Source organism: Pseudomonas fragi, assembly GCF_002269505.1.
GTDB lineage: Bacteria > Pseudomonadota > Gammaproteobacteria > Pseudomonadales > Pseudomonadaceae > Aquipseudomonas > Aquipseudomonas fragi_D.
This window is the reverse complement of sequence record NZ_NQKQ01000024.1, coordinates 31,208-54,260: the sequence shown is the minus strand read 5'-3', so window position 1 is coordinate 54,260 and position 23,053 is coordinate 31,208. Positions and strand designations below refer to the sequence as shown.

At 60.2% G+C, this 23,053-nt stretch carries 25 protein-coding genes; 6 read left to right on the top strand and 19 right to left on the bottom strand.

What is annotated here, in order from left to right; translation table 11 throughout:
• Positions 1–5: 5 nt before the first annotated feature.
• On the top strand, positions 6–155 hold the full coding sequence (arfA, locus tag CJU81_RS18590) for an alternative ribosome rescue factor ArfA (protein ID WP_003444166.1): 150 nt from the start codon (positions 6–8) through the stop codon (positions 153–155).
• Between the two features lie 50 nt (positions 156–205).
• On the top strand, positions 206–1,516 hold the full coding sequence (locus CJU81_RS18585) for a lytic murein transglycosylase (RefSeq protein WP_095037792.1): 1,311 nt from the start codon (positions 206–208) through the stop codon (positions 1,514–1,516).
• A gap of 74 nt (positions 1,517–1,590) precedes the next feature.
• Here the strand turns inward: CJU81_RS18585 and CJU81_RS18580 are convergent, their stop codons facing one another.
• The 13 genes from CJU81_RS18580 to CJU81_RS18520 all read right to left on the bottom strand — a co-directional run bounded on the left by CJU81_RS18580 (position 1,591) and on the right by CJU81_RS18520 (position 14,005).
• A complete protein-coding gene (locus tag CJU81_RS18580; RefSeq protein WP_095037791.1) occupies positions 1,591–2,553 on the bottom strand; it encodes a S66 peptidase family protein in 963 nt (320 codons plus the stop codon).
• A gap of 4 nt (positions 2,554–2,557) precedes the next feature.
• On the bottom strand, positions 2,558–3,598 hold the full coding sequence (lipA, locus tag CJU81_RS18575; RefSeq protein ID WP_095037790.1) for a lipoyl synthase: 1,041 nt from the start codon (positions 3,596–3,598) through the stop codon (positions 2,558–2,560).
• 1 nt (position 3,599) lies between these two features.
• The gene (lipB, locus tag CJU81_RS18570; RefSeq protein ID WP_088378888.1) at positions 3,600–4,253 is read right to left on the bottom strand and encodes a lipoyl(octanoyl) transferase LipB; all 654 of its coding nucleotides are present in this window, start codon (positions 4,251–4,253) and stop codon (positions 3,600–3,602) included.
• The gene (locus CJU81_RS18565) at positions 4,253–4,528 is read right to left on the bottom strand and encodes a DUF493 domain-containing protein (RefSeq protein WP_003444178.1); all 276 of its coding nucleotides are present in this window, start codon (positions 4,526–4,528) and stop codon (positions 4,253–4,255) included. Before CJU81_RS18565 ends, lipB begins: the two co-directional genes overlap by 1 nt.
• Positions 4,529–4,607: 79 nt before the next feature.
• Positions 4,608–5,765, bottom strand: a complete 1,158-nt coding sequence (locus CJU81_RS18560; protein WP_095037789.1) for a D-alanyl-D-alanine carboxypeptidase family protein — start codon at positions 5,763–5,765, stop codon at positions 4,608–4,610.
• Between the two features lie 176 nt (positions 5,766–5,941).
• Positions 5,942–6,928 (bottom strand): septal ring lytic transglycosylase RlpA family protein, encoded by a 987-nt coding sequence (locus tag CJU81_RS18555; protein WP_095029983.1) that lies wholly within the window; start codon positions 6,926–6,928, stop codon positions 5,942–5,944.
• Positions 6,928–7,938: a lytic murein transglycosylase B gene (mltB, locus tag CJU81_RS18550; protein ID WP_095037788.1), complete on the bottom strand. Its 1,011-nt coding sequence runs from the start codon at positions 7,936–7,938 to the stop codon at positions 6,928–6,930. The genes CJU81_RS18555 and mltB overlap by 1 nt, the downstream gene beginning before the upstream one ends.
• Positions 7,939–7,955: 17 nt before the next feature.
• Positions 7,956–9,059: a rod shape-determining protein RodA gene (gene rodA / locus CJU81_RS18545; RefSeq protein ID WP_176464876.1), complete on the bottom strand. Its 1,104-nt coding sequence runs from the start codon at positions 9,057–9,059 to the stop codon at positions 7,956–7,958.
• A gap of 31 nt (positions 9,060–9,090) precedes the next feature.
• The gene (gene mrdA, locus CJU81_RS18540; protein ID WP_095037786.1) at positions 9,091–10,986 is read right to left on the bottom strand and encodes a penicillin-binding protein 2; all 1,896 of its coding nucleotides are present in this window, start codon (positions 10,984–10,986) and stop codon (positions 9,091–9,093) included.
• 12 nt (positions 10,987–10,998) lie between these two features.
• The gene (gene rlmH, locus CJU81_RS18535; RefSeq protein WP_003444191.1) at positions 10,999–11,466 is read right to left on the bottom strand and encodes a 23S rRNA (pseudouridine(1915)-N(3))-methyltransferase RlmH; all 468 of its coding nucleotides are present in this window, start codon (positions 11,464–11,466) and stop codon (positions 10,999–11,001) included.
• Between the two features lie 9 nt (positions 11,467–11,475).
• A complete protein-coding gene (gene rsfS, locus CJU81_RS18530; RefSeq protein WP_016779261.1) occupies positions 11,476–11,970 on the bottom strand; it encodes a ribosome silencing factor in 495 nt (164 codons plus the stop codon).
• A gap of 72 nt (positions 11,971–12,042) precedes the next feature.
• A complete protein-coding gene (gene nadD, locus CJU81_RS18525; RefSeq protein ID WP_254924895.1) occupies positions 12,043–12,765 on the bottom strand; it encodes a nicotinate-nucleotide adenylyltransferase in 723 nt (240 codons plus the stop codon).
• Complete coding sequence (locus CJU81_RS18520; protein ID WP_095037785.1) at positions 12,734–14,005, bottom strand: glutamate-5-semialdehyde dehydrogenase; 1,272 nt, start codon at positions 14,003–14,005, stop codon at positions 12,734–12,736. The genes nadD and CJU81_RS18520 overlap by 32 nt, the downstream gene beginning before the upstream one ends.
• A 176-nt stretch (positions 14,006–14,181) precedes the next feature.
• Between CJU81_RS18520 and CJU81_RS18515 the strand changes: the two genes are divergently transcribed.
• The gene (locus CJU81_RS18515) at positions 14,182–14,844 is read left to right on the top strand and encodes a DNA-3-methyladenine glycosylase (RefSeq protein WP_095037807.1); all 663 of its coding nucleotides are present in this window, start codon (positions 14,182–14,184) and stop codon (positions 14,842–14,844) included.
• A 208-nt stretch (positions 14,845–15,052) separates the two neighbouring features.
• On the top strand, positions 15,053–16,369 hold the full coding sequence (locus tag CJU81_RS18510) for a bifunctional DedA family/phosphatase PAP2 family protein (protein WP_095037784.1): 1,317 nt from the start codon (positions 15,053–15,055) through the stop codon (positions 16,367–16,369).
• A gap of 2 nt (positions 16,370–16,371) precedes the next feature.
• Here the strand turns inward: CJU81_RS18510 and CJU81_RS18505 are convergent, their stop codons facing one another.
• From CJU81_RS18505 to CJU81_RS18495, 3 genes are read right to left on the bottom strand one after another with little or no spacing between them, the layout of a single operon-like run.
• Positions 16,372–16,962 carry an LON peptidase substrate-binding domain-containing protein gene (locus tag CJU81_RS18505; protein ID WP_095037783.1) on the bottom strand — a complete coding sequence of 197 codons (591 nt, stop codon included), beginning with the start codon at positions 16,960–16,962 and terminating at the stop codon, positions 16,372–16,374.
• A gap of 10 nt (positions 16,963–16,972) precedes the next feature.
• A complete protein-coding gene (locus CJU81_RS18500) occupies positions 16,973–17,683 on the bottom strand; it encodes an LrgB family protein (RefSeq protein WP_412763090.1) in 711 nt (236 codons plus the stop codon).
• A 2-nt stretch (positions 17,684–17,685) separates the two neighbouring features.
• Entirely contained in the window at positions 17,686–18,048 is a 363-nt protein-coding gene (locus CJU81_RS18495) for a CidA/LrgA family protein (protein ID WP_095037781.1), read from the bottom strand.
• Between the two features lie 165 nt (positions 18,049–18,213).
• Here CJU81_RS18495 and CJU81_RS18490 point away from each other — a divergent pair, with 165 nt between their 5' ends.
• Both CJU81_RS18490 and CJU81_RS18485 read left to right on the top strand, forming a co-directional pair.
• Positions 18,214–19,896 (top strand): C13 family peptidase, encoded by a 1,683-nt coding sequence (locus tag CJU81_RS18490; RefSeq protein ID WP_095037780.1) that lies wholly within the window; start codon positions 18,214–18,216, stop codon positions 19,894–19,896.
• Positions 19,897–19,945: 49 nt separating this feature from the next.
• Positions 19,946–20,587, top strand: a complete 642-nt coding sequence (locus tag CJU81_RS18485) for an oxidoreductase (protein WP_095029972.1) — start codon at positions 19,946–19,948, stop codon at positions 20,585–20,587.
• Between the two features lie 16 nt (positions 20,588–20,603).
• Here CJU81_RS18485 and CJU81_RS18480 read toward each other — a convergent pair whose 3' ends face one another.
• From CJU81_RS18480 to mpl, 3 genes are read right to left on the bottom strand one after another with little or no spacing between them, the layout of a single operon-like run.
• Positions 20,604–20,891 (bottom strand): YceK/YidQ family lipoprotein, encoded by a 288-nt coding sequence (locus CJU81_RS18480; RefSeq protein ID WP_095037806.1) that lies wholly within the window; start codon positions 20,889–20,891, stop codon positions 20,604–20,606.
• Positions 20,884–21,513: a flavin prenyltransferase UbiX gene (ubiX, locus tag CJU81_RS18475; RefSeq protein ID WP_016779250.1), complete on the bottom strand. Its 630-nt coding sequence runs from the start codon at positions 21,511–21,513 to the stop codon at positions 20,884–20,886. Before ubiX ends, CJU81_RS18480 begins: the two co-directional genes overlap by 8 nt.
• On the bottom strand, positions 21,510–22,859 hold the full coding sequence (gene mpl, locus CJU81_RS18470; RefSeq protein WP_095037779.1) for a UDP-N-acetylmuramate:L-alanyl-gamma-D-glutamyl-meso-diaminopimelate ligase: 1,350 nt from the start codon (positions 22,857–22,859) through the stop codon (positions 21,510–21,512). The genes ubiX and mpl overlap by 4 nt, the downstream gene beginning before the upstream one ends.
• Positions 22,860–23,053: the final 194 nt, after the last annotated feature.

Here is a 23,053-nt window from a genome sequence, read left to right as displayed (position 1 = left end):
ATGCCATGAGCAAGCGCCCGAACAAGGCCAAATCCATCGTTGCCCAACCCCTGTTCCGCAGCCGCCAGGAACGCCCCGCCAAAGGCAAAGGCAGCTACCGCCGCGAAGCCTTCCAGTCGAGAGACCGGGAGGCTTTTTACTTTCTGGCTGCCTGACGGCGGGGATGATAAGGTCTGCTTCTGTTTTGCATTACCTGGACCTGCGCATGCTCTCACGTCATACACGCCGTTGGCCGATGCGCCAACTGATCGCTGCTTCCAGCGTCATCCTTTTGGTCGCCTGCGCTGAGAAACCGACCGCAGCCGATGCTCAAACCTTGCCTGTGATACCTCCGGCACCTGCGGTAATCACCAGCGCGCCTGTACCAGGCAGCGACACCCCCCTTGTTCAGCCCGCGCAAAGCTTCAGCGAGTGGCAAGCCGGTTTCCGCGCCCAAGCACTCAAGGCCGGAATCAACCCGCAGGTATTCGATAACGCCTTTGCCGGCATTACACCGGACATGAGCGTGATCAAGGCTGATCGCAGCCAGCCGGAATTCAGCCGCCCGGTCTGGGAATACCTGGACGGCGCCCTATCGCCTTTGCGCGTGCGTAACGGTCAGCGTTTGCTGGAGCAAAACGCCGAGCTGCTGAGCCGCATCGAACAGCGTTATGGGGTAGATCGCCAGGCACTGGTTTCAGTCTGGGGCATGGAAAGCAATTTTGGCTCGTTCCAGGGCAACAAGTCAGTCATTCGCTCCCTGGCGACCCTGGCCTATGAAGGGCGCCGCCCGGAGTTTGCCCAAAGCCAATTGATCGCTGCACTGAAGATCATTCAGGAAGGCGATATAAGCCCCGACAAAATGCTCGGCTCGTGGGCGGGCGCAATGGGCCAGACCCAGTTTATCCCCACCACCTATGAAACCCACGCCGTGGATTTCGATGGTGATGGCCGTCGCGATATCTGGAACAGCTCCGCCGACGCCCTGGCCTCGACTGCGCACTATTTGCAAAGCTCGGGCTGGAAACAAGGCCAGCCGTGGGGCTATGAGGTTACATTGCCTGCCGGGTTCGATTACGCACTGGCAGATGGCGCCGTCAAAAAGAGTGTTGCCGAATGGCAGCAGTTGGGGGTCAAGGCACCCGCCAGCGCAGCCGGTTCAGAGCAGTTGAGTGCCACCCTGCTGCTGCCTGCGGGCTACCGTGGGCCGGCGTTCCTGGTGCTGGATAACTTCCGCGCCATCCTGCGTTACAACAACTCGTCGTCCTATGCACTGGCGGTGGGCTTGTTGTCTCAGCGCTTCGGCGGTGGCGGGACCATTTTGGCTGATTGGCCAAAGGATGACCGACCGCTGAGCCGCTCCGAGCGGGTCGAACTGCAAATGCTGCTGAGCCAGCGCAATTACGATGCGGGTAACGCAGACGGTATTATTGGCGCCAATACCCGCAAGGCTATTCGCAGCGCCCAGCAGGCCATGGGCTGGCCAGCAGATGGCTATCCGAGTCATAAGTTGCTGGAGAGTTTGCGTAGCCGGTGAGATCTCTACCGTCTGAAAGGCTGGAGCTGAATCCTGCATCAATCCGATCAGTCCCCTCTCCCTACGGGAGAGGGTTAGGGTGAGGGGCTTTTGACCTTGACTACATCCTGCTCAAGCACCAACAACTGCTGATCCGCATCCAGCCTGACCTGTGCCCCCATCGGCAATGTCAGGTTCGGGTCGCAATGCCCGCTGCGCCAACCGGCAAGTACCGGAATACCCAGCCCGCCCAGTTCCTGGGTGAGCAATTGCTCCAGCGCCGCACGCTCAACGCCGGCCACATCCCCCACCAGCACTGCGCGCAACCTGTCGAGCTTGCCCGCCAGACGCAAATGCGTGAGCAGGCGGTCGACCCGATACAGTGGCTCGTTGACGTCTTCGATAAACAGGATGATCTCTTCGCCATCCAGTTCAAACGCCGTGCCCATCACCGCGCAAATCATCGACAGGTTGCCACCCAGCAAACGGCCACTGGCACAGCCAGAAGCAATGGTCGTCAATGGATAAGCCAGCGGATGCTCCAGCGTTGGCGGCTGTTGCCCGCTAAGCATGTGCAGCAGCGAGGACTCGGTGGGTGCTTGCTTGTTGCCCAGGAGATCGGCGTTCAGCATCGGCCCGTGAAAGGTCACAAAGCCCGCGTAACGAGTGATCGCCAAATGCAACGCGGTAATATCGCTATAGCCGACAAACGGCTTGGGATGACCGCGTAGAAGCTCAAAATCGATACCATCAAGCAAACGCGGGCAGCCATAACCCCCACGCAGGCAGAAAATGGCATCGACGCTGTCATCGGCAAAAGCATCATGCAGGTCGCGCAAGCGCTCTGCATCCGAGCCGGCAAGATAACCCTCCCTTTGCCACACCCCCGGATATACACGCAGCTGGTAGCCGCGTGCATGCATCCATTGGGTCGCGAGGTTCAGATCAAGTTCGCCAGGGCCTGCCGGGGCGATCAGGGCGATCACCCCGCCAGCGGGCAACGCGGGCACCGCGCTGTGGGCCTTGAAGGACACTGGCGCGGTGAGCCGGTTAGTCATGGGGTCAGGCACTCACCAGCATGGATTTGACCAGCTTGGCTTGTTCATCAGCGTGGTACGAAGAACGTACCAGAGGACCGGATGCCACGTTTTTGAAGCCCATCTTGTAGCCTTCTTCGGCGAACCAGGCAAAAACGTCCGGGTGCACGAAACGCTGTACCGGCAAATGGTTGCGCGATGGCTGCAAGTACTGGCCCAAGGTCAGCATGTCGATGTCATGTTCGCGCATGCGCTTCATCACTTCGATCACTTCGTCGTCCGTTTCGCCAAGGCCCAGCATCAAGCCGGATTTGGTTGGAATGTGCGGCATCATCTGCTTGAAGCGTTGCAGCAGAGTCAGCGACCACTGGTAATCGGAGCCCGGACGCGCAGCCTTGTACAGACGCGGAACGGTTTCGAGGTTGTGGTTGAACACGTCAGGCGGCTCGGCTGCGGTGATTTCCAGCGCTACGTCCATGCGGCCACGGTAGTCCGGAACCAGGGTCTCGAGCAGTACGCCCGGCGATAGCTTGCGGATCTCGCGGATGCAGTCGGCAAAGTGCTGGGCACCGCCGTCACGCAGGTCATCGCGGTCTACCGAGGTGATCACCACATACTTCAAACGCAGGTCAGCAATGGCAATCGCCAGACTTTGCGGCTCATTGGTGTCCAGTGGCTTCGGTCGGCCGTGGCCCACGTCACAGAACGGGCAACGACGGGTGCAGATGTCGCCCATGATCATGAAGGTCGCGGTACCGCCCGAGAAGCACTCGCCAAGGTTCGGGCACGAAGCTTCTTCGCACACACTGTGCAGTTTGTGCTTGCGCAGCAGGGACTTGATGCGGTCGACCTCCGGAGATACCGGAATACGCACGCGAATCCAGTCAGGCTTCTTCGGCAGTTCGGTGGTCGGAATGATCTTTACCGGGATACGCGCAACCTTCTCGGCACCGCGCAACTTGACGCCGGTCTCAACCTTGGAACGGGCCTCGCTGGCGCGGGCTGCACGTTCTGAGATATCCAGCGTTGGGATCAGGGTTTGAACAGCGTCTTGCGCAGTAGTCATATCAATCGATTCCGCCCGTCAGGGTCGTCTGCTCAGCATAGTCGAGGTGTTTGACGAGCTGCGAGCGCAGCCGGGCACCTACCTCGGCAAATTCAATCGGCCCTGCATGGTCACGCAGCTGGGTCATCGCCAGCCCCGCATAGCCACAGGGGTTAATCCGTCGAAACGGTTCCAGGTCCATGTCCACATTCAGGGCCAGACCGTGGAAGGAGCAGCCATTGCGGATCCGCAGGCCCAATGAGGCGATTTTCGCGCCATCGACATACACCCCCGGCGCATCGGCCTTGGCTGCAGCGCTTACGCCATAGCTGGCGAGCAGGTCGATCAGGCACTGTTCCATCCGCGTGACCAGCTCACGCACGCCATAGCCCAGCCGGCGCACGTCGAGCATCAGGTAGGCAACCAATTGGCCTGGGCCGTGATAGGTCACCTGACCACCGCGATCCGACTTGACCACCGGGATATCCCCAGGCAGCAGCAGATGCTCGGCCTTGCCTGCCTGACCTTGGGTAAACACCGGCGGATGCTGCACCAGCCAGACTTCGTCTTGCGTGTCCGGAACCAGCTTGCGCTCATCGGTGAATCGCTGCATCGCCAACCAGGTGCGCTCGTAATCAAGCACACCCAGCTCACGAATACCCAAGACCTGTGACATCACAACACCATATGTACGAAGCCGGTGGCTCGCAATTCGCTGTTGATGTTGTAGAGCTGATCCTGATCGGTTGCCACGATATGCAGCTGGATCGTCGTGTACTTGCCGTTGGTGCTCTGGCGCTCGTCGACACGATCATCGTTGACCGTCGCGTGTTTCTTGACGATGTCGATGATCTTGTCCTTGTTGCCCACACCCGTGTCGCTGATCACCTTAACCGGGTAATCCACGTTGGGGAATTCGATCTTTGGCGCCTTTACTTCGGTATCGGTCATGGCGTATTGGCCTCGTAAGCCTTGAGCTACAGAGATAACCCCACGCCGTGTAAGCGCGGGGCCATGCAGGTGGGTGCTATTAGTTGAACAGACCGTAGAAGAATAGACGGATGCTGTCCCAAACGCGTCGGAAAATACCACCTTCCTCAACGGGCTCAAGGGCGATCAAGTCAGCACTGTGCACAACCTTGTCGTCGAGTTTGACCTCAACCTTGCCGATCACATCGCCTTTGGCGATAGGAGCCATCAGTTGCGGGTTCATGGTCATGCTTGCAGCCAGCTTTTTCAGTTGGCCTTTAGGCAGGGTCATGGTCAGGTCATCAGCCAGGCCAGCCTTGACCTGGTTGGTGGTGCCTTTCCAGACCGGGGCCTGAGCCAGCTCGGTGCCCTTCTGATAGAAGGTCTGAGTTTCGAAGAAACGGAAACCGTAGGTCAGCAGCTTCTGGGTCTCGGCAGCACGGGCCGCTTCGCTGTTGGTGCCGAACACTACGGCGATCAGGCGCATGCCATCACGTACAGCCGAAGACACCATGCAGTAGCCGGCTTCGTCGGTGTGACCCGTTTTCAGACCGTCAACGGTCTTGTCACGCCACAGCAACAGGTTGCGGTTAGGCTGCTTGATACCGTTCCAGAAGAACTCTTTCTGCGAGTAGATCGCGTAGTGAGTCGGGTCTTCGTGGATGATGGCGCGAGCCAGCAACGACATGTCGTGAGCCGAGGAGTAATGCTCTGGGTTCGGCAGACCGGTCGGGTTCATGAAGTGGCTGTTGGACATGCCCAGGTCGCCGGCAGTCTTGTTCATCATGTCGGCAAAAGCGTCTTCGCTGCCGGCAATGTGCTCGGACAGGGCGACGCTGGCGTCGTTACCCGACTGAATGATGATGCCGTGCAACAGGTCGCTGACCGACACCTGGGTGCCGACCTTGATGAACATCCGCGAACCACCGGTGCGCCATGCGTTTTCGCTGACGGTTACCGGATCGTTTTCGCCGATCTGGCCACGACGGATTTCCAGAGTCGCGATGTAAGCGGTCATCAGCTTGGTCAGGCTGGCTGGCGGCAGACGCTGGTCGCCGTTGTTCTCGACCAGCACGTTACCGCTGCTGGCATCCATCAGAACATAGGACTTGGCTGCAAGTTGTGGTGGCGACGGCATCATCTCGACTGCCCAGGCGGCAGGAGTGACGATCAGCGGTACTAGCAGGCACAGGCGTTTGGCAAAGGTGGTGATGTTCATCCGTCTCTCGAAGTTGTTAATGGAAACTTACCCTCGCGGGCAAAACTGTACAGGCAGTCTTTTGACTGACTGCCGCGTATTCAGTTGCAGTCCCGGCCCCTGGAAGGGCTTTTATTCTTGACCTCTGCAACTGCGTTTGGGCCCCGGTTCCCCGGGGACCAACGCTTTGATCGGTGTTACTGATCCGACGTCACAACGCTCGGCTGGCCCAGATTGGCCAGGCGCACGCTGTTTTGCGTTTGTGCCACCTCACCCGCCGAGGCTATTGGCCCCATGCGCACACGGTGCAAGGTTTGCTGATTGCGCACAATCGAGCTGATAAACACTGGGGTGCTGACCATGCCACTGAGTTTGGAGCGAAGCAACTCGGCAGCGTCCGGATTGGCAAATGCACCCACCTGAAGATAGGTGCCCTGGCCCTTGGCCATCGGGGTGACCGGGACCACATCGGCAGCATGCTGCTGCGCGGGCGGTGTCCATTGCTCAACCTTGCCGGTGGACACGGTCGGTGCAGTGTTCTGGGCCATTTTCGGCTCGTTGAGCATCAGCGGCGCAGGGCGACCACGCTGCGCCCACCAGGCTTGCGGGTCAATACCCTCAACCTTGACCCGGGCCGTACCGGTTTCGGCATAGCCGAGCTTTTTGGCAGCGGCGTAGGACAAGTCGATGATGCGGTCCGAATAAAAAGGACCACGGTCGTTGACGCGCAGGATCACGGCCTTGCCGTTATCGAGGTTGGTCACCTTGACGTAGCTGGGCAAAGGCAGGGTCTTGTGGGCCGCACTCATGCCGTACAGGTCATACACTTCGCCGTTGGCGGTGTTTTGACCATGAAACTTGGTGCCGTACCAGGACGCCGTGCCCGACGCCACATAGGTCTTGGACTCTTGCAGCGGGAAGTAGGTCTTGCCCAGCACCGAGTACGGCGCGGCCTTGTACGCGCCGGTGTGCAGGGTCGGCGTGGCATCAGGGATGCGCGACACGTCGACGTCCCACCACGGCGCGCCGTCCTTGTGCGCGCGGTTGATGTCCAGGCCCGGCTTGGAGGTGACGCCCGCCGACGTTTGTGGCGGCGTGCGGCTGCTCGAACAGCTCACCACCAGCAGCGCAATAGCGGCGCAGGCAGCGAGTTTCAAAGGTGTGCGGATCGCTAGAAACGGCATTACTTGTTGCCCCGTGCTTGAACCAGCAGGTCGGACAGTTGGTGCACTGCCATGGCGTACATCACGCTGCGGTTATAGCGTGTGATCGCATAAAAATTCTTCAGGCCCATCCAGTATTCAGGGCCGTCGGCGCCTTCAAGACGGAACGCCGTGACCGGCATATCGTCGCGCAGCGCATCATGACTCGACCAGCCCAGCGCTCGCAACTCCCCGACGGTCTTGACCGGCTCAATGCCCTGGGTCAGGCCTTCATCGGCGCGATCGCCGGTCACGTCGGCGCGAATCACCACCGGCTCACCGGCTACCCAGCCGTGACGTTTGAAGTAGCTGGCAACGCTGCCGATGGCATCGTCCGGATTGCTCCAGATATTGATATGGCCATCACCGTCAAAGTCCACGGCATAGGCGCGAAAGCTGCTGGGCATGAACTGCGGCAGCCCCATCGCCCCGGCATAGGAGCCCTTGAGGGTCAGCGGGTCGACCTGCTCTTCGCGGGTCAGCAACAGGAACTCACGCAGTTCCTTACGGAAAAACTCGGCGCGCGGCGGGTAATCGAACCCCAGAGTCGACAGCGCATCGATCACCCGATAATTGCCGGTGTTACGGCCATAAAAGGTCTCGACGCCGATAATCGACACAATGACCTGAGCCGGAACGCCATATTCCTGCTCGGCGCGGGCCAGTACGGCTTCGTGCTCACGCCAAAAATCGACACCGCGGGCGACGCGGGCGTCGGTCAAGAACATCGGACCGTATTCTTTCCACTGCTTGACCCGTTCGGCGGGGCGCGAAATGGCGTCGAGGATGCTCTGCTTGCGCTCGGCTTCGCGGAACACCCCCATCAGCTGCTCGCCGGCAAATCCGTAATCACGGGTCATTTCGCCTACGAACTCAGCCACCTGGGGCGAGCCTTCGTAGTCACCGGCCAGCGCACCCTGTGCGCTCCCGAACAGACCCAGCAGGCCCACCCACGACGCGTATCGAGCGGCCCAGCCACGCATTGCTTGCATTGAATAATTCACCTTAATCAAACTTGTGCGATCCACTTGCGATGTGTGTGAATCGACATCAAAACCCCAAACGCTGATAACAGCGTCACGAGCGAAGTGCCGCCGTAACTGATAAATGGCAATGGCACGCCCACCACCGGCAGAAGGCCACTGACCATACCGATGTTGACGAAAACATAAACAAAAAACGTCATGGTCAGGCTGCCTGCCAGCAATTTGCCGAACAGGGTCTGGGCCTGGGCAGTGATCACCAGGCCACGACCAATCAACAGCAGATAAATCAGCAGCAGCGCGCAAATGCCGACCAGGCCGAACTCTTCGCCCATCACCGCGATAATGAAGTCGGTATGGCTTTCAGGCAGGAAGTCCAGGTGCGACTGGGTGCCCAGCAGCCAGCCCTTGCCGAACACCCCGCCCGAGCCGATGGCGGCCTTGGACTGGATGATGTTCCAGCCAGTGCCCAGCGGGTCGCTTTCAGGGTCAAGGAAGGTCAGCACGCGCTGCTTCTGATAGTCATGCATCACGAAGATCCACATGGCCACCGCCACAGGCACCGTCGCTGCCAGCACGCTGAGGATCCAGCGCCAGCGCAGCCCGCCCATGAACAATACAAACGCACCACCCGCCAGTACCAGCAGGGCCGTGCCCAGGTCAGGCTGGCGCACAATCAGGGCAAAAGGCACCCCGATGAGCATCAGACTGACCGCCACATGCTTGAGTTGCGGCGGCAAGGTGCGCTTGGACAGGTACCAGGCGATGGTCGCCGGCATCAGGATTTTCATGAACTCGGAGGGCTGAAAGCGGATCACCCCCGGAATATTGATCCAGCGTGTGGCACCCATGGCGTTGTGACCCATGACATCCACCACCACCAGCAACATCACCCCGATCAGATAGCCGACCGGTACCCAGCGCGCCATAAATCGCGGCTCCAGCTGAGCGATGACAAACATTGATACCAGCCCGATGCCGAACGACGTTGCCTGTTTGCTCAGCAAGTCCCAGCTTTTGCCGCTGGCCGAATACAGCACGAACAGGCTGCCGGCGGCCAGGGTGAGCAACAGGATCAGTAGCGGGCCATCGATATGCAGACGCTGCAGCAGCGTGGCACGTCGACGCATCACGTCCTCACTGGAGAGGATGCGGTCAAAATTACTCATCATTGGCCGTAACCTCTGCCTTTACGGGGCCGCCGTACTCGGGTTTGAGTTTGCCGTCTTCACCCAGCAACCAGGCGTCCATGACCTTGCGCACCACTGGCGAGGCTACGCGGCTACCGGCTTCGCCGTTTTCAATCATCACCGAGACCGTAATCTGCGGGTTGTTGGCCGGGGCAAAACCGACAAACAGGGCGTGGTCGCGGTGGCGTTCCTGAACCTTGGAGCGGTCGTATTTCTCACCCTGCTTGATCGCAACCACCTGCGCCGTACCGCTTTTGCCGGCAATCAGGTATTGCGCGCCAACGCCCGCCACCCGCGCCGTGCCGCGGGCGCCATGCACCACTTGCTGCATGCCGTGGTTGACCTTGGCCCAGTTGGACGGATCACGCAGGACGATATCCGGCACCGGGTCCGGGTCCACCGGCGGCACGCCCTCGATGGTCTTGGCCAGGTGCGGACGGATCCACTTGCCTTTGCTGGCAATCAACGCGGTGGCCTGGGCCAGTTGCAGGGGTGTGGACTGCATATAACCCTGGCCGATACCCAGGATCAGTGTTTCGCCCGGGAACCAGGCCTGGCGCCGGGTGGCGCGTTTCCACTCGCGGGACGGCATCAGCCCGGCGGACTCTTCGAACATGTCCAGCGAGACCTTGCGGCCGATACCGAACTGGTTCATGTAGCTCGACAGGCGGTCAATGCCCAGCTTGTGGGCCAGGTCATAAAAATAGGTGTCGTTGGAACGCATAATTGCGGTATCCAGATCGACGTAGCCATCACCGGTGCGGTTCCAGTTACGGTATTTGTGATCGTAATTGGGCAACTGGTAATAGCCGGGGTCGTAAACCCGCGACGAGCCGGTGATCACGCCGCTGTCCAGGCCAGCAATCGCCACCGCGGGCTTGATCGTCGAACCCGGTGGATAAAGGCCGCGCAGGATGCGGTTGAACAATGGCCGATCAATCGAATCACGCAGTTCGGCATAGGCCTTGAAGCTGATACCGGTCACGAACAGGTTGGGGTCAAAGCTCGGCTGGCTGACCATGGCCAGCACTTCCCCCGTCATCGGGTTGAGTGCGACCACCGCGCCACGACGGCCTGCCAGGGCCTCTTCGGCCGCCTCTTGCAGTTTGATATCGAGGCTCAGGACGATGTCTTTGCCAGGAATCGGATCGGTACGCTTGAGCACTCGCAACACGCGGCCACGGGCATTGGTTTCGACTTCTTCGTAACCCACCTGACCGTGCAGCTCGGCTTCGTAGAAACGCTCGATGCCGGTCTTGCCGATGTGATGGGTGCCGCTGTAGTTGACCGGATCGAGGGTTTTAAGCTCTTTCTCGTTGATCCGCCCCATGTAACCCACCGAGTGGGCAAAATGCGCACCCTGCGGGTAATGGCGTACCAACTGCGCAACCACTTCAACGCCGGGCAGGCGGAACTGGTTCACGGCAATCCGGGCGATCTGTTCTTCGTTGAGCTCAAACAGAATGGGCACCGGCTCAAATGGCCGCCGCCCCTGCTTCATGCGCTTTTCGAACAGGGCGCGATCTTCAGGCGTGAGTTGCAGTACTTCAACAATAACGTCGAGCACTTGCTGCCAGTCGCCGGAGCGCTCGCGGGTCATGCTCAGGCTGAAGCTTGGACGGTTGTCCGCGATAACCACGCCATTACGGTCAAAAATCAGACCGCGGGTAGGCGGGATCGGCTGCACATGCACCCGGTTGTTTTCTGACAGGGTGGAGTGATAGTCGTACTGCACCACCTGCAGGTAATAAAGCCGCGCGAGCAGTACACAAATCAGGGCCACAACGACAATCGCACCGACCACGACTCGTCCGCGCACAAGGCGTGCGTCTTTCTCGTGGTCTTTAAGGCGGATCGGCTGAGTCATTCAGAGCGCTGACTATTTGTGATACGGGTGCCCGGACAGCACTGTCCAGGCGCGATACAACTGCTCACCGATCAGAATCCTCACCAACGGGTGCGGCAGCGTCAATGGCGACAGCGACCAGCGCTGGTCAGCGCGGGCGCAAACTTCCGGCGCCAGCCCTTCCGGGCCACCGACCATAAAGTTCACCGTGCGCGAATCCAGGCGCCAGCGGTCAAGCTCAACCGCCAGCTGCTCTGTACTCCACGGTTTGCCGTGCACTTCGAGGGTGACGATGCGCTCGCCCGGGCCGACCTTGGCCAGCATGGCTTCGCCTTCCTGACGGATAAAGCGGGCCACGTCAGCATTCTTGCCACGGGTGTTGAGCGGTATTTCCACCAGTTCGAGCGCCAGCTCGGATGGCAGACGCTTGGCATATTCATGCCAGCCTTCTTCCACCCACTTGGGCATACGCGAACCGACAGCGATCAAACGCAGGCGCACAGCGAACCCTTACTCTTGGTCTTTGTTGAGCTTCAGGAAGTGCTCATGGGTGTTTTCCGGGCTGTGGTGAGCAGCGCTGCCTGCACGGCTTTGTTCAGCACCGGCCCACAGACGCTCCAGGTCGTAGAACTGACGGGCACTGGCAGTCATCATGTGAACGATCACGTCGTCCATGTCCAGCAGGACCCAGTCGCTGTCGCCCTTGCCTTCTTCGCCCAGCGGCTTGACGCCCAGAGCCTTGACCGCTTCACGGATCTTGTCGAGCATCGCGCCGATCTGACGGTTCGAAGTACCGGTAGCGATGATCATGAAGTCAGTGATGCTGTGCTTGTCACGCACGTCGATGACCTGGATATCCTGGGCCTTGACGTCTTCAAGGGCTGCAACCGCAACCTTGACCAGCTCTTCACCTTTCAAAGGCTCGGCGCTGAAGGTTTTTTCTGGCAACGGGGCGCTTTTGAAGGTGCCTTTGCGCTTTACTTTGCTTACATCTTTGTCAGTCATATAAAACTCGTTTTGCTCGTATGTTCGGGTGTTTCAATACACGTCAATTGGCGCCTTGAAACACACCCTTTTTCAGTTCGACGCACGGTAAAGCCCGTGCGCATCGATGTAGGCCAGGACCGCGTCGGGCACCAGGTAACGTACCGACTTACCGCTGGCCAGCAGTTGACGGATCTGGGTGGCGGATACCGCGAGCGGCGTCTGCCAAACGAATGCAATCTGCCCGCTTGCCCCCTTCAGGGCCAGCGGGTCGCTTACCGAGCGCGCTGCCAGCAGGTTGCGCAAGGCATCCGGCGGTTCGCTGTCGGCATCCGGGCGCTGTAGCACCAGGATATGGCAATGCTGGAGCAACTCTTCCCAGCGATGCCATGTGGGCAGGCCGCAAAACGCGTCCCAACCCAACAGTAAAAACAACTGGTCATGCGCGGCCATCTCGGCCCGCATCAATTCCAGCGTATCGATCGTGTAGGACGGCTTGTCCCTTTGCAGCTCCCGGGCGTCCACTACCAGCGTAGCCACTCCTGCGACAGCGCACTCGACCATCGCCAGACGGTCGTGGGCTGACACCTGGGGGGTGTCACGGTGGGGCGGCCTGGCGTTGGGGGTCAGACGCAGCTCGTCGAGCCCCATCATTTCCGCCACTTCCAGCCCGCCACGCAGATGACCGATATGCACCGGATCGAAGGTTCCACCCAGTACGCCTATGCGCTGGGGTAACACGTCGATCACAGGGGCCGGCGCTGACGCTTTCAGCTTGACCAAGTCAAACCGGCTCCTGACCGCGCAACTGGCCATCACCGACCACAATGTACTTCTCGCAGGTCAGACCTTCGAGACCCACCGGGCCGCGGGCGTGCAGCTTATCAGTAGAAATGCCAATCTCCGCACCCAATCCGTATTCAAATCCATCGGCAAAGCAGGTGGGTGTGTTGAGCATCACGGAACTTGAGTCTACTTCGGCCATAAAACGCCGGGCATCGCCCTGGTGTTCGGTGACGATCGAGTCGGTGTGATGGGAGCCATAGTGATTGATATGCTCAATCGCCTGGTCCAGCCCGTCAACGATGCGAATCGACAAAATCGCGTCCAGATACTCGGTGTTCCAGTCTTCTTCGGTGGCGGCAACTACGTCGATCAACGCTTGGGTGCGTTCGCAACCGCGCAGTTCGACGCCTTTGGCGCGAAATTGTTCAGCCATTGCCGGCAAAAATGCTGCCGCCACTGCCTGATCCACCAGCAGGGTTTCCATCGCGCCGCAAATGCCATAACGGTAGGTCTTGGCGTTGAACGCAATGCGCTGCGCCTTGGCCAGATCGGCATGGGCACTGACATAGACATGGCAAATACCGTCCAGGTGCTTGATCACCGGCACCTTGGCGTCACGGCTGACCCGTTCGATCAGGCCCTTGCCGCCGCGAGGCACGATCACATCCACGTACTCGGGCATGGTGATCAGCGCGCCGACAGCGGCACGATCGGTCACTTCAACCACTTGCACCACGGCAGCCGGCAAACCGGCCTCGGCCAGGCCGCGCTGGATGCACACGGCAATGGCACGGTTGGAGTGAATCGCCTCGGAACCACCGCGCAGGATGGTTGCGTTGCCCGACTTCAGGCACAGGCTGGCAGCATCAATGGTCACGTTCGGACGCGACTCATAGATGATTCCGACTACACCCAGCGGCACACGCATCTTGCCTACCTGAATACCCGAGGGGCGGTAGCTCATGTCGCGAATCGCGCCGATGGGGTCTGGCAGGCTTGCCACCTGACGCAAACCGACAATCATGCTGTCGATGCGTGCAGGGGTCAGCCCCAGGCGCTCCAGCATGGCCGGCTCAAGGCCGTTGGCCCGGCCGGCGGCCAGGTCCAGTTCGTTGGCGGCAACCAGCTCCAGACGAGCGGCATCCAGTGCAGCGGCAGCACCGTGCAGGGCACGGTTTTTCTGCGCCGTACTGGCACGGCCGATCACGCGGGAGGCTTCGCGAGCAGCGCGACCCAGGCGGGTCATGTAGTCAAGAACGGACTCAGTCATGGTCTCAAGGGTCTTGGCAGGGAGGAAAGCGGCCGATTATAGCGGTCCAGCCGCCTTACGCACAGCGGTGGCAGGCGGATGGTCGAAATGGACTACAAATACACTGCGTTCAGCCCCGATTAAGCATGACTTGCTATGATTTGTCCCTTTTCAGCTATCCACTGACTGCCCTGCACATGCCCATGATGCTGCCTGATGCCTTTTTCGATCGTGATGCCCAGCTTGTTGCCTGCCAACTGCTGGGCAAAGTCATTCGCCATCGGGTCAACGGGCTGTGGCTGAGCGCGCGGATTATCGAGACTGAAGCCTACTACCTCACCGACAAGGGCAGCCACGCCTCGCTGGGCTACACCGACAAACGCAAGGCGCTGTTTCTTGATGGCGGACACATCTACATGTATTACGCCCGCGGCGGTGATTCGCTGAATTTCAGTGCCCACGGCCCCGGCAATGCAGTGCTGATCAAGTCGGCCTACCCCTGGCAGGACGAGTTGGCGGGCCCAGACAGCCTCGCGCAAATGCAACTCAACAACCCCGATACCCAGGGCAACCCCCGCCCGCAACACAAACTGTGCGCGGGGCAGACCCTGCTGTGCAAGGCGCTGGGCCTGAAAGTCCGTGAATGGGATGCAAAATGTTTCGATCCCGAACGCTTGCGGGTCGATGACGTCAGAGAACAGCCTTCGCGGATTATCCAGACCACCCGTCTGGGCATCCCCCACGGGCGCGACGAGCATTTGATGTATCGCTTTGTCGATGCTGACTACGCTAAATACAGTACCCGTAATCCACTGCGCCGCGGGCAGGTCGAGGGGCGCGATTATTTGATTGTGCAATGAAAGCACCCTCACCCCAGCCCTCTCCCGGAGGGAGAGGGAGCTTGATTTGTATTGCTGTACAACACTGCTTTTACCTTTAGCTCCTCCGGGCGGCGGAGCTTGAGGGGTGATGCTGCACAATACTGCTTTTGCCTTTTAGCCCCCTCTCCCTCCGGGAGAGGGTTGGGGTGAGGGGCTTTTGATTTTTACCGAACAAGGAAATTCAAACATGGGCCCGTGGCTCGATAGCATAACTGGCTGGCTCACAGCCAACCCGCAGTGGCTGGGCCTCGCGGTATTTATTGTGGCGTGTGTCGAATGCCTGGCAATTGCCGGGATCATCGTCCCCGGCACGGTGTTGCTGTTCGCCATTGCCGTCATGGCTGGCAGCGGCGCGCTGTCCCTGGGCCAAACACTACTGCTGGGGTTTCTTGGCGGGTTGCTCGGCGACATGGTGTCGTACGCCCTTGGCAGACGCTTCCACCAGAACATCCGCCGCTTGCCCTTCTTGCGCACCCACCCCGAATGGATGAACGGTGCCGAGAGCTATTTCCATCGTTACGGCATCGTTAGCCTGCTGGTCGGGCGCTTTATCGGCCCGTTGCGGCCCATGCTGCCTATGGTAGCCGGGATGTGCGACATGCCGATCCCGCGCTTTATCGGTGTCAGCCTGCTGGCCGGTGCTGGCTGGTCGGTGGCCTACCTGCTGCCGGGCTGGGCCACCGGCGCCGCTATTCGCCTGCCACTGCCCGAAGGCTTCTGGCTACAGGCCGGCATTGTCGCCGCAGGCCTCGCAGCCCTGCTGGGCTTGAGTATCAATGCCAGTATCCGTCGCCAACCCCGGGCCACGCTGCTGATCGGCACACTTAGCCTCGCCCTGCTGCTGGCCATTTTTATCGGTTATCCGCATATGAGCGCCTTCGACCAGGGCATCACCGCCCTGGTACAAGAGCATCGCGGCAGCGCCATGGACACCGCCGCCGTGCTGGTGACGCAAATCGGCAACTTCCGCACGCAGTTTTTGGCGGCGGCGCTGGTGTGCGTCATTCTGCTGTTTACCCGGCAATGGCGGGCCATGTGGTTCTTTGGCGGGGTTACGCTGGTCACTGCTCTGGCCAATACCGCAACCAAACACTTCTTTGCCCGGGTTCGCCCCGAAGTGCTGGTGGACCCGCTGACCAGCTACAGCATGCCCAGCGGCCACAGCTCGGGAGCATTTGCGTTCTTTGTCGCCCTGGCGATCCTCGCCGGGCGCAATCAGCCACAGCGCATGCGCATAACCTGGGTATTGCTGGGCTGCCTGCTGGCGATCACCGTGGCAATGTCGCGGGTGTACCTGGGCGCTCACTGGCCTACCGACATCACCGCAGGTGCCCTGCTCGCCATCACCGTCAACGCCTTCGCCCTGGCGTTGAGCCAGCGATTCATGCCCCTTGAGCCGGTCCCGCAGAAAATATGGTGGCTGATCTTGCCGTCAGTCACTGCGCTCTACGGGTTTTTCATGCTCGGGCACTTGTCCAGGGAACTGCTGCGCTACGCCTACTGATATCAGCTGAGGGCTTCGCCCTGGATCTCATCGAGCAGCGCTTGTATTCCGTCCAGACGCTGCTGCGGGTCATTGACCTGCAGCAGTTCGATCTTGTCTGCTTCGGCAAAGGGCAACAGGTACGCCAGTTGATTGGACAGTGACTGCTGCCCCGCCACCTCGGTACTCATGTTCAGGGCCGCCACCATCGGGTGCTCAGCCAGCACCTTGAGCAAGGCCAGCAGGTCCTGGTCTTCTTCCTGCAAGGGCTGTTCGGGGACATCATCCAGCCACTCAACTTGCGCCAGCAGTAGCTGATCACGCTGCAACTCAGTGCTCAGCACTTCAAAACGCCGCCCGCCTTCGACGCGAATGCCCAGCAGGCCGTTGTCCTGCTGCCGAAAATCGCGAATCAAGGCTTCACAGCCTACCCCGGCGATATCCTGCGGTGCGCTGCCGACCTCACGGCCATCGAGGATGCACACCACACCAAAGCCTGTGCCCTGTTTCATGCAACGGGCAATCATGTCCAGGTAGCGCGCCTCGAATATCTGCAAATCCAGCACGCACCCCGGAAACAGCACGGTATTCAGAGGAAATAGCGGCAACGTCATAGCTTCACCTTTACACCACGAGGGTCACGGCCAACGGCAAAAACACCGCCGTAGCCACACCCATCAGACTCATCGCCAACGCCGCAAAGGCGCCACACTCTTCACTTTCCTGCAGGGCCACCGAAGTGCCAACCGCGTGCGCCGTCATGCCCAGCGCCATACCCCGGGCCTCAGGGCTGTGAACCCCGAGCAGGCGCAACAGGCCCGGCCCGCAAATCGCACCAATCACCCCGGTGATCAGCACAAACACCGCTGCCAGCGCTGCCACACCACCGATCTGCTCGGCCACCAGCATGGCGATCGGCGAGGTGACGGATTTGGGCGCCAGGGTCATCAGCATCATGTGCTCGGCGCCGAACCACCAGGCCAGGCCCACCACCAGCGCGGTGGCAAACACCCCCCCAATCACCAGCGTAGTAAAAATGGGCCAGAACAACTGCCGGATACGCCGCAGGTTCAGGTACAGAGGCACCGCCAGCGCCACGGTCGCGGGGCCCAGCAAAATACTCAGGATATCGGTGCTTTTGCGGTATTCCGCGTAGCTCAAGCCGCAACTGAGCAACACACCGATCACCAGCATCATCGAAGCCAGTACCGGCTGCAGGAAAATCCAGCGGGTTTTTTCGTACGCAGCGAGCACCAGTTGATAGGCGCCAAGAGTGATACCGATGCCAAACAGCGGGTGGTGGATAACGGACTCCCAGGCGCCCTGCCATTGCATATTCATGGCCGCTCCTCGGTATGGCTGTGGTTCTTGAGCAGTCGCTGCATCAACACACCGATAACTGCCATCGAGATCAATAGCGACAGTACCAACGCCCCGACGATGGCCCAGAAGTCGGCGGCAATGTCGGCGGCATACACCATCACGCCCACCGCAGGCGGCACCAGCAACAACGGCAAATAGCGCAACAGCCCGCTGGCAGCCTGACTCAATGGCTCGCTGACTTGACCGCGCACCACCAAAAAGCCCAACAGCAGCAGCAGTCCGATAATGGGCCCGGGCAACACGGGGACGAACAAGTGATTGAGGGCTGTGCCGAGCAATTGAAACAGCACCAGCCAAGTCAAGCCGCGTAACAACATTTCACCTCTCCAGCGAATATTTTTGTGCCGCATTATAAGCACGTCCCGCCGACCAACGGCCCTGGCTTACACCTTGGCATGAATAACTGTTGATGTTTCATCCGAGCCTATAGACAGCCTGTATTGCTGCGGCATACTCGGTGGCTTAATTAACCGGATCCCGTTATGCGCCCACTTGCCCCCCTTGTTTTGACCCTGCTGCTGACGGCCTGTGGTGACGGTGAATCACTGTCACCGCCCGACGCACGCCTGCCCGATGGCGGGCGCTACCGCGGCGAAGTGGTTGACGGGTTGCTGCAGGGCCAGGGGCGTATCGACTACCCGAACGGTAATTGGTACGCAGGGGATTTCAAAAATGGCCAGTGGCACGGCCAGGGCGAGTGGCACGCCAGCAATGGCGATAGCTATCGTGGCGATTTCGCCCAAGGCCTGTACAGCGGCCATGGCCGCCTGATTACCCACGACAGCACCTACGAGGGCGGGTTCAAGCTGGGCAACCGCGAGGGCGAAGGCACGCTCAAGCAAGGTACCCTGAGCTATCGCGGCGACTTCAAGGATGACCAGTTCTCGGGCGAAGGCCATCTGGAGCTGGAAGACGGCAGCCAGTACCAGGGCCAGTTTGCCCACGGCAAACCCCAGGGGACCGGCAGGCGCAGCGACGCCAGCGGCAATGAGTTTGTCGGCGAATTCGTCAATGGCGAGCTGGAAGGCAACGGCGTGTTCAACAGCGCCGACGGCGACCAGTATGAGGGCGCGTTCAAGCACAACCAGCTCAACGGCAAGGGCCGCTATGAAAATGCCGACGGCGATGTGTGGATCGGCGACTTCAAGGACGGCGCATTGACCGGCAAGGGCGAGCTGATCGGTATCGACGGCAGCCACTATCGCGGCATGTTCAACGAATGGCGCTTCAACGGCCCTGGCCATTTGAGCATGCCTGACGGCAGCAACTTTGACGGCGAATTCGCCGCAGACACCTATCAGGGCCAGGGCACCCTGACCCTGAGCGACGGTACCGTCCAAAGCGGCTACTGGCTCAACGGCCAACGGGTGCGTGACGCCAAGGGCACACTCTTGCCCGACCCGCTGGAACTGGGCCTGCTCAACCAGGGCACGCTACTCAACAAGGCGCTGGCCAGCGTGCCCCCTTCCACCCCGGCCATCGAGCTGTACAGCCTGGTACTGGCAGGCGACGGCAAGCAAAGCGTCTTCAAGCGCGAAGCCGATTACGTCAGCAACATGCTCGCCAGCCGCTTTGGCAGTCACGGCCAGATCACCCTGGTGAACCACCGTGACCATCTGCTCGACCGGCCCATGGCAACTCGCGAAAACCTGCACCGCGCAGCCACCACCCTGGCCAAACGTACCGGCCCCGAAGACCTGGTTTTCATTTACCTGACCAGCCACGGCACCCAGGAGCACGAACTGGTACTCGACCAGCCACGCATGGAACTGGCCGACCTGCCCGCCGACGAACTGGCGGCAGCCCTGGCCCCGCTAAAAAATCGTGACAAGATCATCGTGATTTCATCCTGCTATTCAGGCGGTTTCATTCCTGCACTCAAGGACGAAAAAACCCTGATCATGACGGCATCCCAGGCTGATCGCGTGTCATTCGGCTGCTCTGAAGAGGCCGACTTCACTTACTTCGGCAATGCCTTGTTTGCCCAGGCGCTGAACCAGACCGACGACCTGCAAAAAGCCTTCAAACTGGCCAAACAGTATGTCGCCGAGCGCGAACAGGCTGATGGCTACGAGCCTTCCGAACCGCAAATATGGGCGCCAAAAGGCGTTCTGACCCACTGGCAACGCTTACGTCAGCAACAGGCAAAACAGGCTTTGCAGTAAGCAAATACCCCTGCAATGACTAAGCTGTTTGTATCAAGGGAGAAACACTATGCACTTGACGCCTTCACATATCCTGCTCGCCGGGGCCACTGGCCTTACGGGCGAACTGCTGCTCGACCGCCTGCTCAATGAGCCCACCATCACCCGCGTGCTTGCCCCTTCGCGCAAACCCCTGGCAGCGCATCCGCGCCTGGAAAACCCGGTAGGTGACCCGGTGGTGTTCCTGCCCCAGCTCAGTGGCCGGGTTGATGTGGCCTTTTGCTGCCTGGGCACCACGATCAAACAGGCCGGCTCCGAAGCCGCCTTCCGCGCCGTCGACCATGACATGGTGGTGGCTTTCGCCAAGCGCGCCCGGGAAATGGGCGCACGCCATCTGGTGGTGGTCAGCGCGATTGGCGCCGACCCCAAATCCTCGGTGTTTTATAACCGGGTCAAAGGCGAGATGGAGCAATCTTTACGCGCACAGAGCTGGCCGCAACTGACCATCGCACGCCCTTCGCTGCTGCTGGGTGATCGCGTCGAGCCCCGCCTGGCCGAACAGATCGCCGGGCCATTGTCCAAACTGATTCCGGGCAAGTACCACGGCATTGAAGCCTGCCAACTGGCCCGTGCGCTGTGGCGACTGGCGCTGGAAGAACAGGACGGGGTGCGGGTGATCGAGTCGGATGAACTGCGCAAGCTGGGTAAATAGTCACCCTGGCGGTGGATTACAGGCCGCCACTGGCCTGAAACCCTACGCCCAGCACCGTCAGCACTGACAGCGGCAACAGTACTGTGTCGAGCAATGCGCTGGCGGGCAGGTCAAGGCCCGGGTAACGCGGTGCATCGGCGCCAAAGCGATCCTTGGCACAGCACCCGCCCTCCAACGCATACAGGTCCAGGCGGGTACCCGAATAGACCACGGGCGCGCCGGGCTTGGCGGCATCCAGCGTGCGAACGCTGGCGCATCCACACACCAGAGCCGCTACTAGCAGTGCCAACAGCGCCTTACTCATCACCGCCAACATGATGCTCACCCCAGCGCGGCAGCATGTCCTGGGGGATGTTGAGCAGATTGAGAATGCGCGCTACCACAAAATCCACCAGATCATCGATGGTCTGCGGCTGGTGATAAAAGCCCGGCGATGCTGGCACGATCACCGCGCCCATATTGGACAGTTTGAGCATGTTTTCCAGGTGAATACTGGAATACGGTGCTTCACGCGGCACCAGAATCAACTGGCGGCGCTCCTTGAGCGTCACGTCGGCCGCCCGCTCAATCAGGTTGTTGCAAGCTCCGGTGGCAATCGCCGACAAGGTGCCGGTAGAACACGGCACCACTACCATTGCCGCAGGCGCTCCCGACCCTGAAGCGACTGGCGACATCCAGTCTTCCTTGCCGTACACGCGAATCTGCCCGGCAGCAGCGCCTGTGTATTCAGTCAGAAACGTCTGCATTGCCTGTGGCTTTGGCGGCAGGTTGACGTCCGTTTCGGTCGCCATGACCAATTGCGCCGCCTTGGAGATCAGGAAGTGCACTTCACGGTCTTCCCGCACCAGGCAATCGAGCAGACGCAGGGCGTAGGGCATGCCGGAAGCCCCGGTGACCGCCAGGGTTATGCGTTCAGGCCCACTCATTGCAGCGCTTCCGCCAGTTTGCCATGCAGGCCGCCAAAGCCGCCGTTGCTCATGATCACCACATGAGTACCGGGTTTCACCCGGGTTTTGACCTCGGCAATAATCGCATCCAGCGAATCGCATACGTTGGTCGGCACCGGGCTCGATGCAACTGTTGCAGCCAGGTCCCAGCCAAGATTGGCCGGTGCGTACCAGACCACATGATCGGCCTGCACCACGCTTTGCGGCAGGCCATCGCGGTGGGCACCGAGTTTCATGGAGTTGGAGCGCGGCTCAATCACCGCGATCAACGGCGCGTCACCGATATGCTTGCGCAGGCCATCGAGGGTGGTCGCGATCGCCGTCGGGTGGTGGGCAAAGTCGTCGTAGATGGTAATACCATGAACTTCGGCAACCTTTTCCATGCGCCGTTTCACGCTTTTGAACGCGCTCAGCCCGTCAATGGCCATGCTCGGCACTACGCCTACATGGCGGGCAGCCGCCAGGGTCGCCAGGGCATTGGCGACGTTGTGCTGGCCGGTCATATCCCACTCGACGGTGCCTTGCAGCACGCCTTCAAACAGCACTTCAAAACGCGAACCGTCGTCGCTGAGCAGCCTGGCTTGCCATTGGCCATCAACCCCCGTGGTCTGTACCGGCGTCCAGCAACCCATCTCGATCACACGCTGCAATGCAGGCTCGGTGGTCGGGTGGATCACCAGCCCTTCACTCGGGATGGTACGCACCAAGTGGTGGAATTGCCGCTCGATTGCAGGTAAATCCGGGAAGATGTCCGCATGATCGAACTCAAGATTATTGAGGATCGCCGTGCGCGGACGGTAGTGGACAAACTTGGAGCGTTTGTCGAAGAAGGCGCTGTCATATTCATCGGCTTCAACCACAAAGAACGGCGTGTCGCCCAAACGGGCCGACACGGCAAAATTTTGCGGGACGCCGCCAATCAGGAACCCCGGAGCCATGCCTGCGTGCTCCAGCACCCAGGCCAGCATGCTGCTGGTCGTGGTTTTGCCGTGGGTCCCGGCCACAGCCAGTACCCAGCGACCTTGCAGAACATGGTCGGCCAGCCATTGCGGGCCGGACACGTAAGGCAGGCCCTTGTTCAGGACATACTCCACCGCCGGGTTGCCACGCGACAGCGCATTGCCGATCACCACCAGATCGGGGGCCGGATCGAGCTGAGCCGGGTCATAGCCCTGAGTCAATTCAATACCTTGAGCTTGCAGCTGGGTGCTCATTGGCGGATAGACGTTGGCGTCGGAACCCGTAACGTGATGGCCCAGTTCTTTGGCCAGAACCGCCAGCGAACCCATGAAAGTGCCGCAAATACCAAGAATATGAATGTGCATAGTCGACCTCGTAAATCATCGGCGAAGGGTAGCGTAGGAGGGGGTTTTTCGCACCTGATGATTCTGCTCGCCTGCTAGAAGCCCTCACCCCAACCCTCTCCCTGAGGGAGAGGGAGCCGATCGGGGGATATTTCAGAATCCCGTCAGTCTGATAGGGCTAAATTGAATCCAGCATCAACTCGGTCAGCCCCCTC

Coding starts and splice junctions, on each gene's coding strand:
- arfA (WP_003444166.1), top strand. CDS start 6: ATGAGCAAGCGCCCGAACAAGGCCAAATCCATCGTTGCCCAACCCCTG.
- CJU81_RS18585 (WP_095037792.1), top strand. CDS start 206: ATGCTCTCACGTCATACACGCCGTTGGCCGATGCGCCAACTGATCGCT.
- CJU81_RS18580 (WP_095037791.1), bottom strand. CDS start 2,553: ATGACTAACCGGCTCACCGCGCCAGTGTCCTTCAAGGCCCACAGCGCG.
- lipA (WP_095037790.1), bottom strand. CDS start 3,598: ATGACTACTGCGCAAGACGCTGTTCAAACCCTGATCCCAACGCTGGAT.
- lipB (WP_088378888.1), bottom strand. CDS start 4,253: ATGTCACAGGTCTTGGGTATTCGTGAGCTGGGTGTGCTTGATTACGAG.
- CJU81_RS18565 (WP_003444178.1), bottom strand. CDS start 4,528: ATGACCGATACCGAAGTAAAGGCGCCAAAGATCGAATTCCCCAACGTG.
- CJU81_RS18560 (WP_095037789.1), bottom strand. CDS start 5,765: ATGAACATCACCACCTTTGCCAAACGCCTGTGCCTGCTAGTACCGCTG.
- CJU81_RS18555 (WP_095029983.1), bottom strand. CDS start 6,928: ATGCCGTTTCTAGCGATCCGCACACCTTTGAAACTCGCTGCCTGCGCC.
- mltB (WP_095037788.1), bottom strand. CDS start 7,938: ATGCAAGCAATGCGTGGCTGGGCCGCTCGATACGCGTCGTGGGTGGGC.
- rodA (WP_176464876.1), bottom strand. CDS start 9,059: ATGCGTCGACGTGCCACGCTGCTGCAGCGTCTGCATATCGATGGCCCG.
- mrdA (WP_095037786.1), bottom strand. CDS start 10,986: ATGACTCAGCCGATCCGCCTTAAAGACCACGAGAAAGACGCACGCCTT.
- rsfS (WP_016779261.1), bottom strand. CDS start 11,970: ATGACTGACAAAGATGTAAGCAAAGTAAAGCGCAAAGGCACCTTCAAA.
- nadD (WP_254924895.1), bottom strand. CDS start 12,765: ATGGCCAGTTGCGCGGTCAGGAGCCGGTTTGACTTGGTCAAGCTGAAA.
- CJU81_RS18520 (WP_095037785.1), bottom strand. CDS start 14,005: ATGACTGAGTCCGTTCTTGACTACATGACCCGCCTGGGTCGCGCTGCT.
- CJU81_RS18515 (WP_095037807.1), top strand. CDS start 14,182: ATGCCCATGATGCTGCCTGATGCCTTTTTCGATCGTGATGCCCAGCTT.
- CJU81_RS18510 (WP_095037784.1), top strand. CDS start 15,053: ATGGGCCCGTGGCTCGATAGCATAACTGGCTGGCTCACAGCCAACCCG.
- CJU81_RS18505 (WP_095037783.1), bottom strand. CDS start 16,962: ATGACGTTGCCGCTATTTCCTCTGAATACCGTGCTGTTTCCGGGGTGC.
- CJU81_RS18500 (WP_412763090.1), bottom strand. CDS start 17,683: ATGCAATGGCAGGGCGCCTGGGAGTCCGTTATCCACCACCCGCTGTTT.
- CJU81_RS18495 (WP_095037781.1), bottom strand. CDS start 18,048: ATGTTGTTACGCGGCTTGACTTGGCTGGTGCTGTTTCAATTGCTCGGC.
- CJU81_RS18490 (WP_095037780.1), top strand. CDS start 18,214: ATGCGCCCACTTGCCCCCCTTGTTTTGACCCTGCTGCTGACGGCCTGT.
- CJU81_RS18485 (WP_095029972.1), top strand. CDS start 19,946: ATGCACTTGACGCCTTCACATATCCTGCTCGCCGGGGCCACTGGCCTT.
- CJU81_RS18480 (WP_095037806.1), bottom strand. CDS start 20,891: ATGAGTAAGGCGCTGTTGGCACTGCTAGTAGCGGCTCTGGTGTGTGGA.
- ubiX (WP_016779250.1), bottom strand. CDS start 21,513: ATGAGTGGGCCTGAACGCATAACCCTGGCGGTCACCGGGGCTTCCGGC.
- mpl (WP_095037779.1), bottom strand. CDS start 22,859: ATGCACATTCATATTCTTGGTATTTGCGGCACTTTCATGGGTTCGCTG.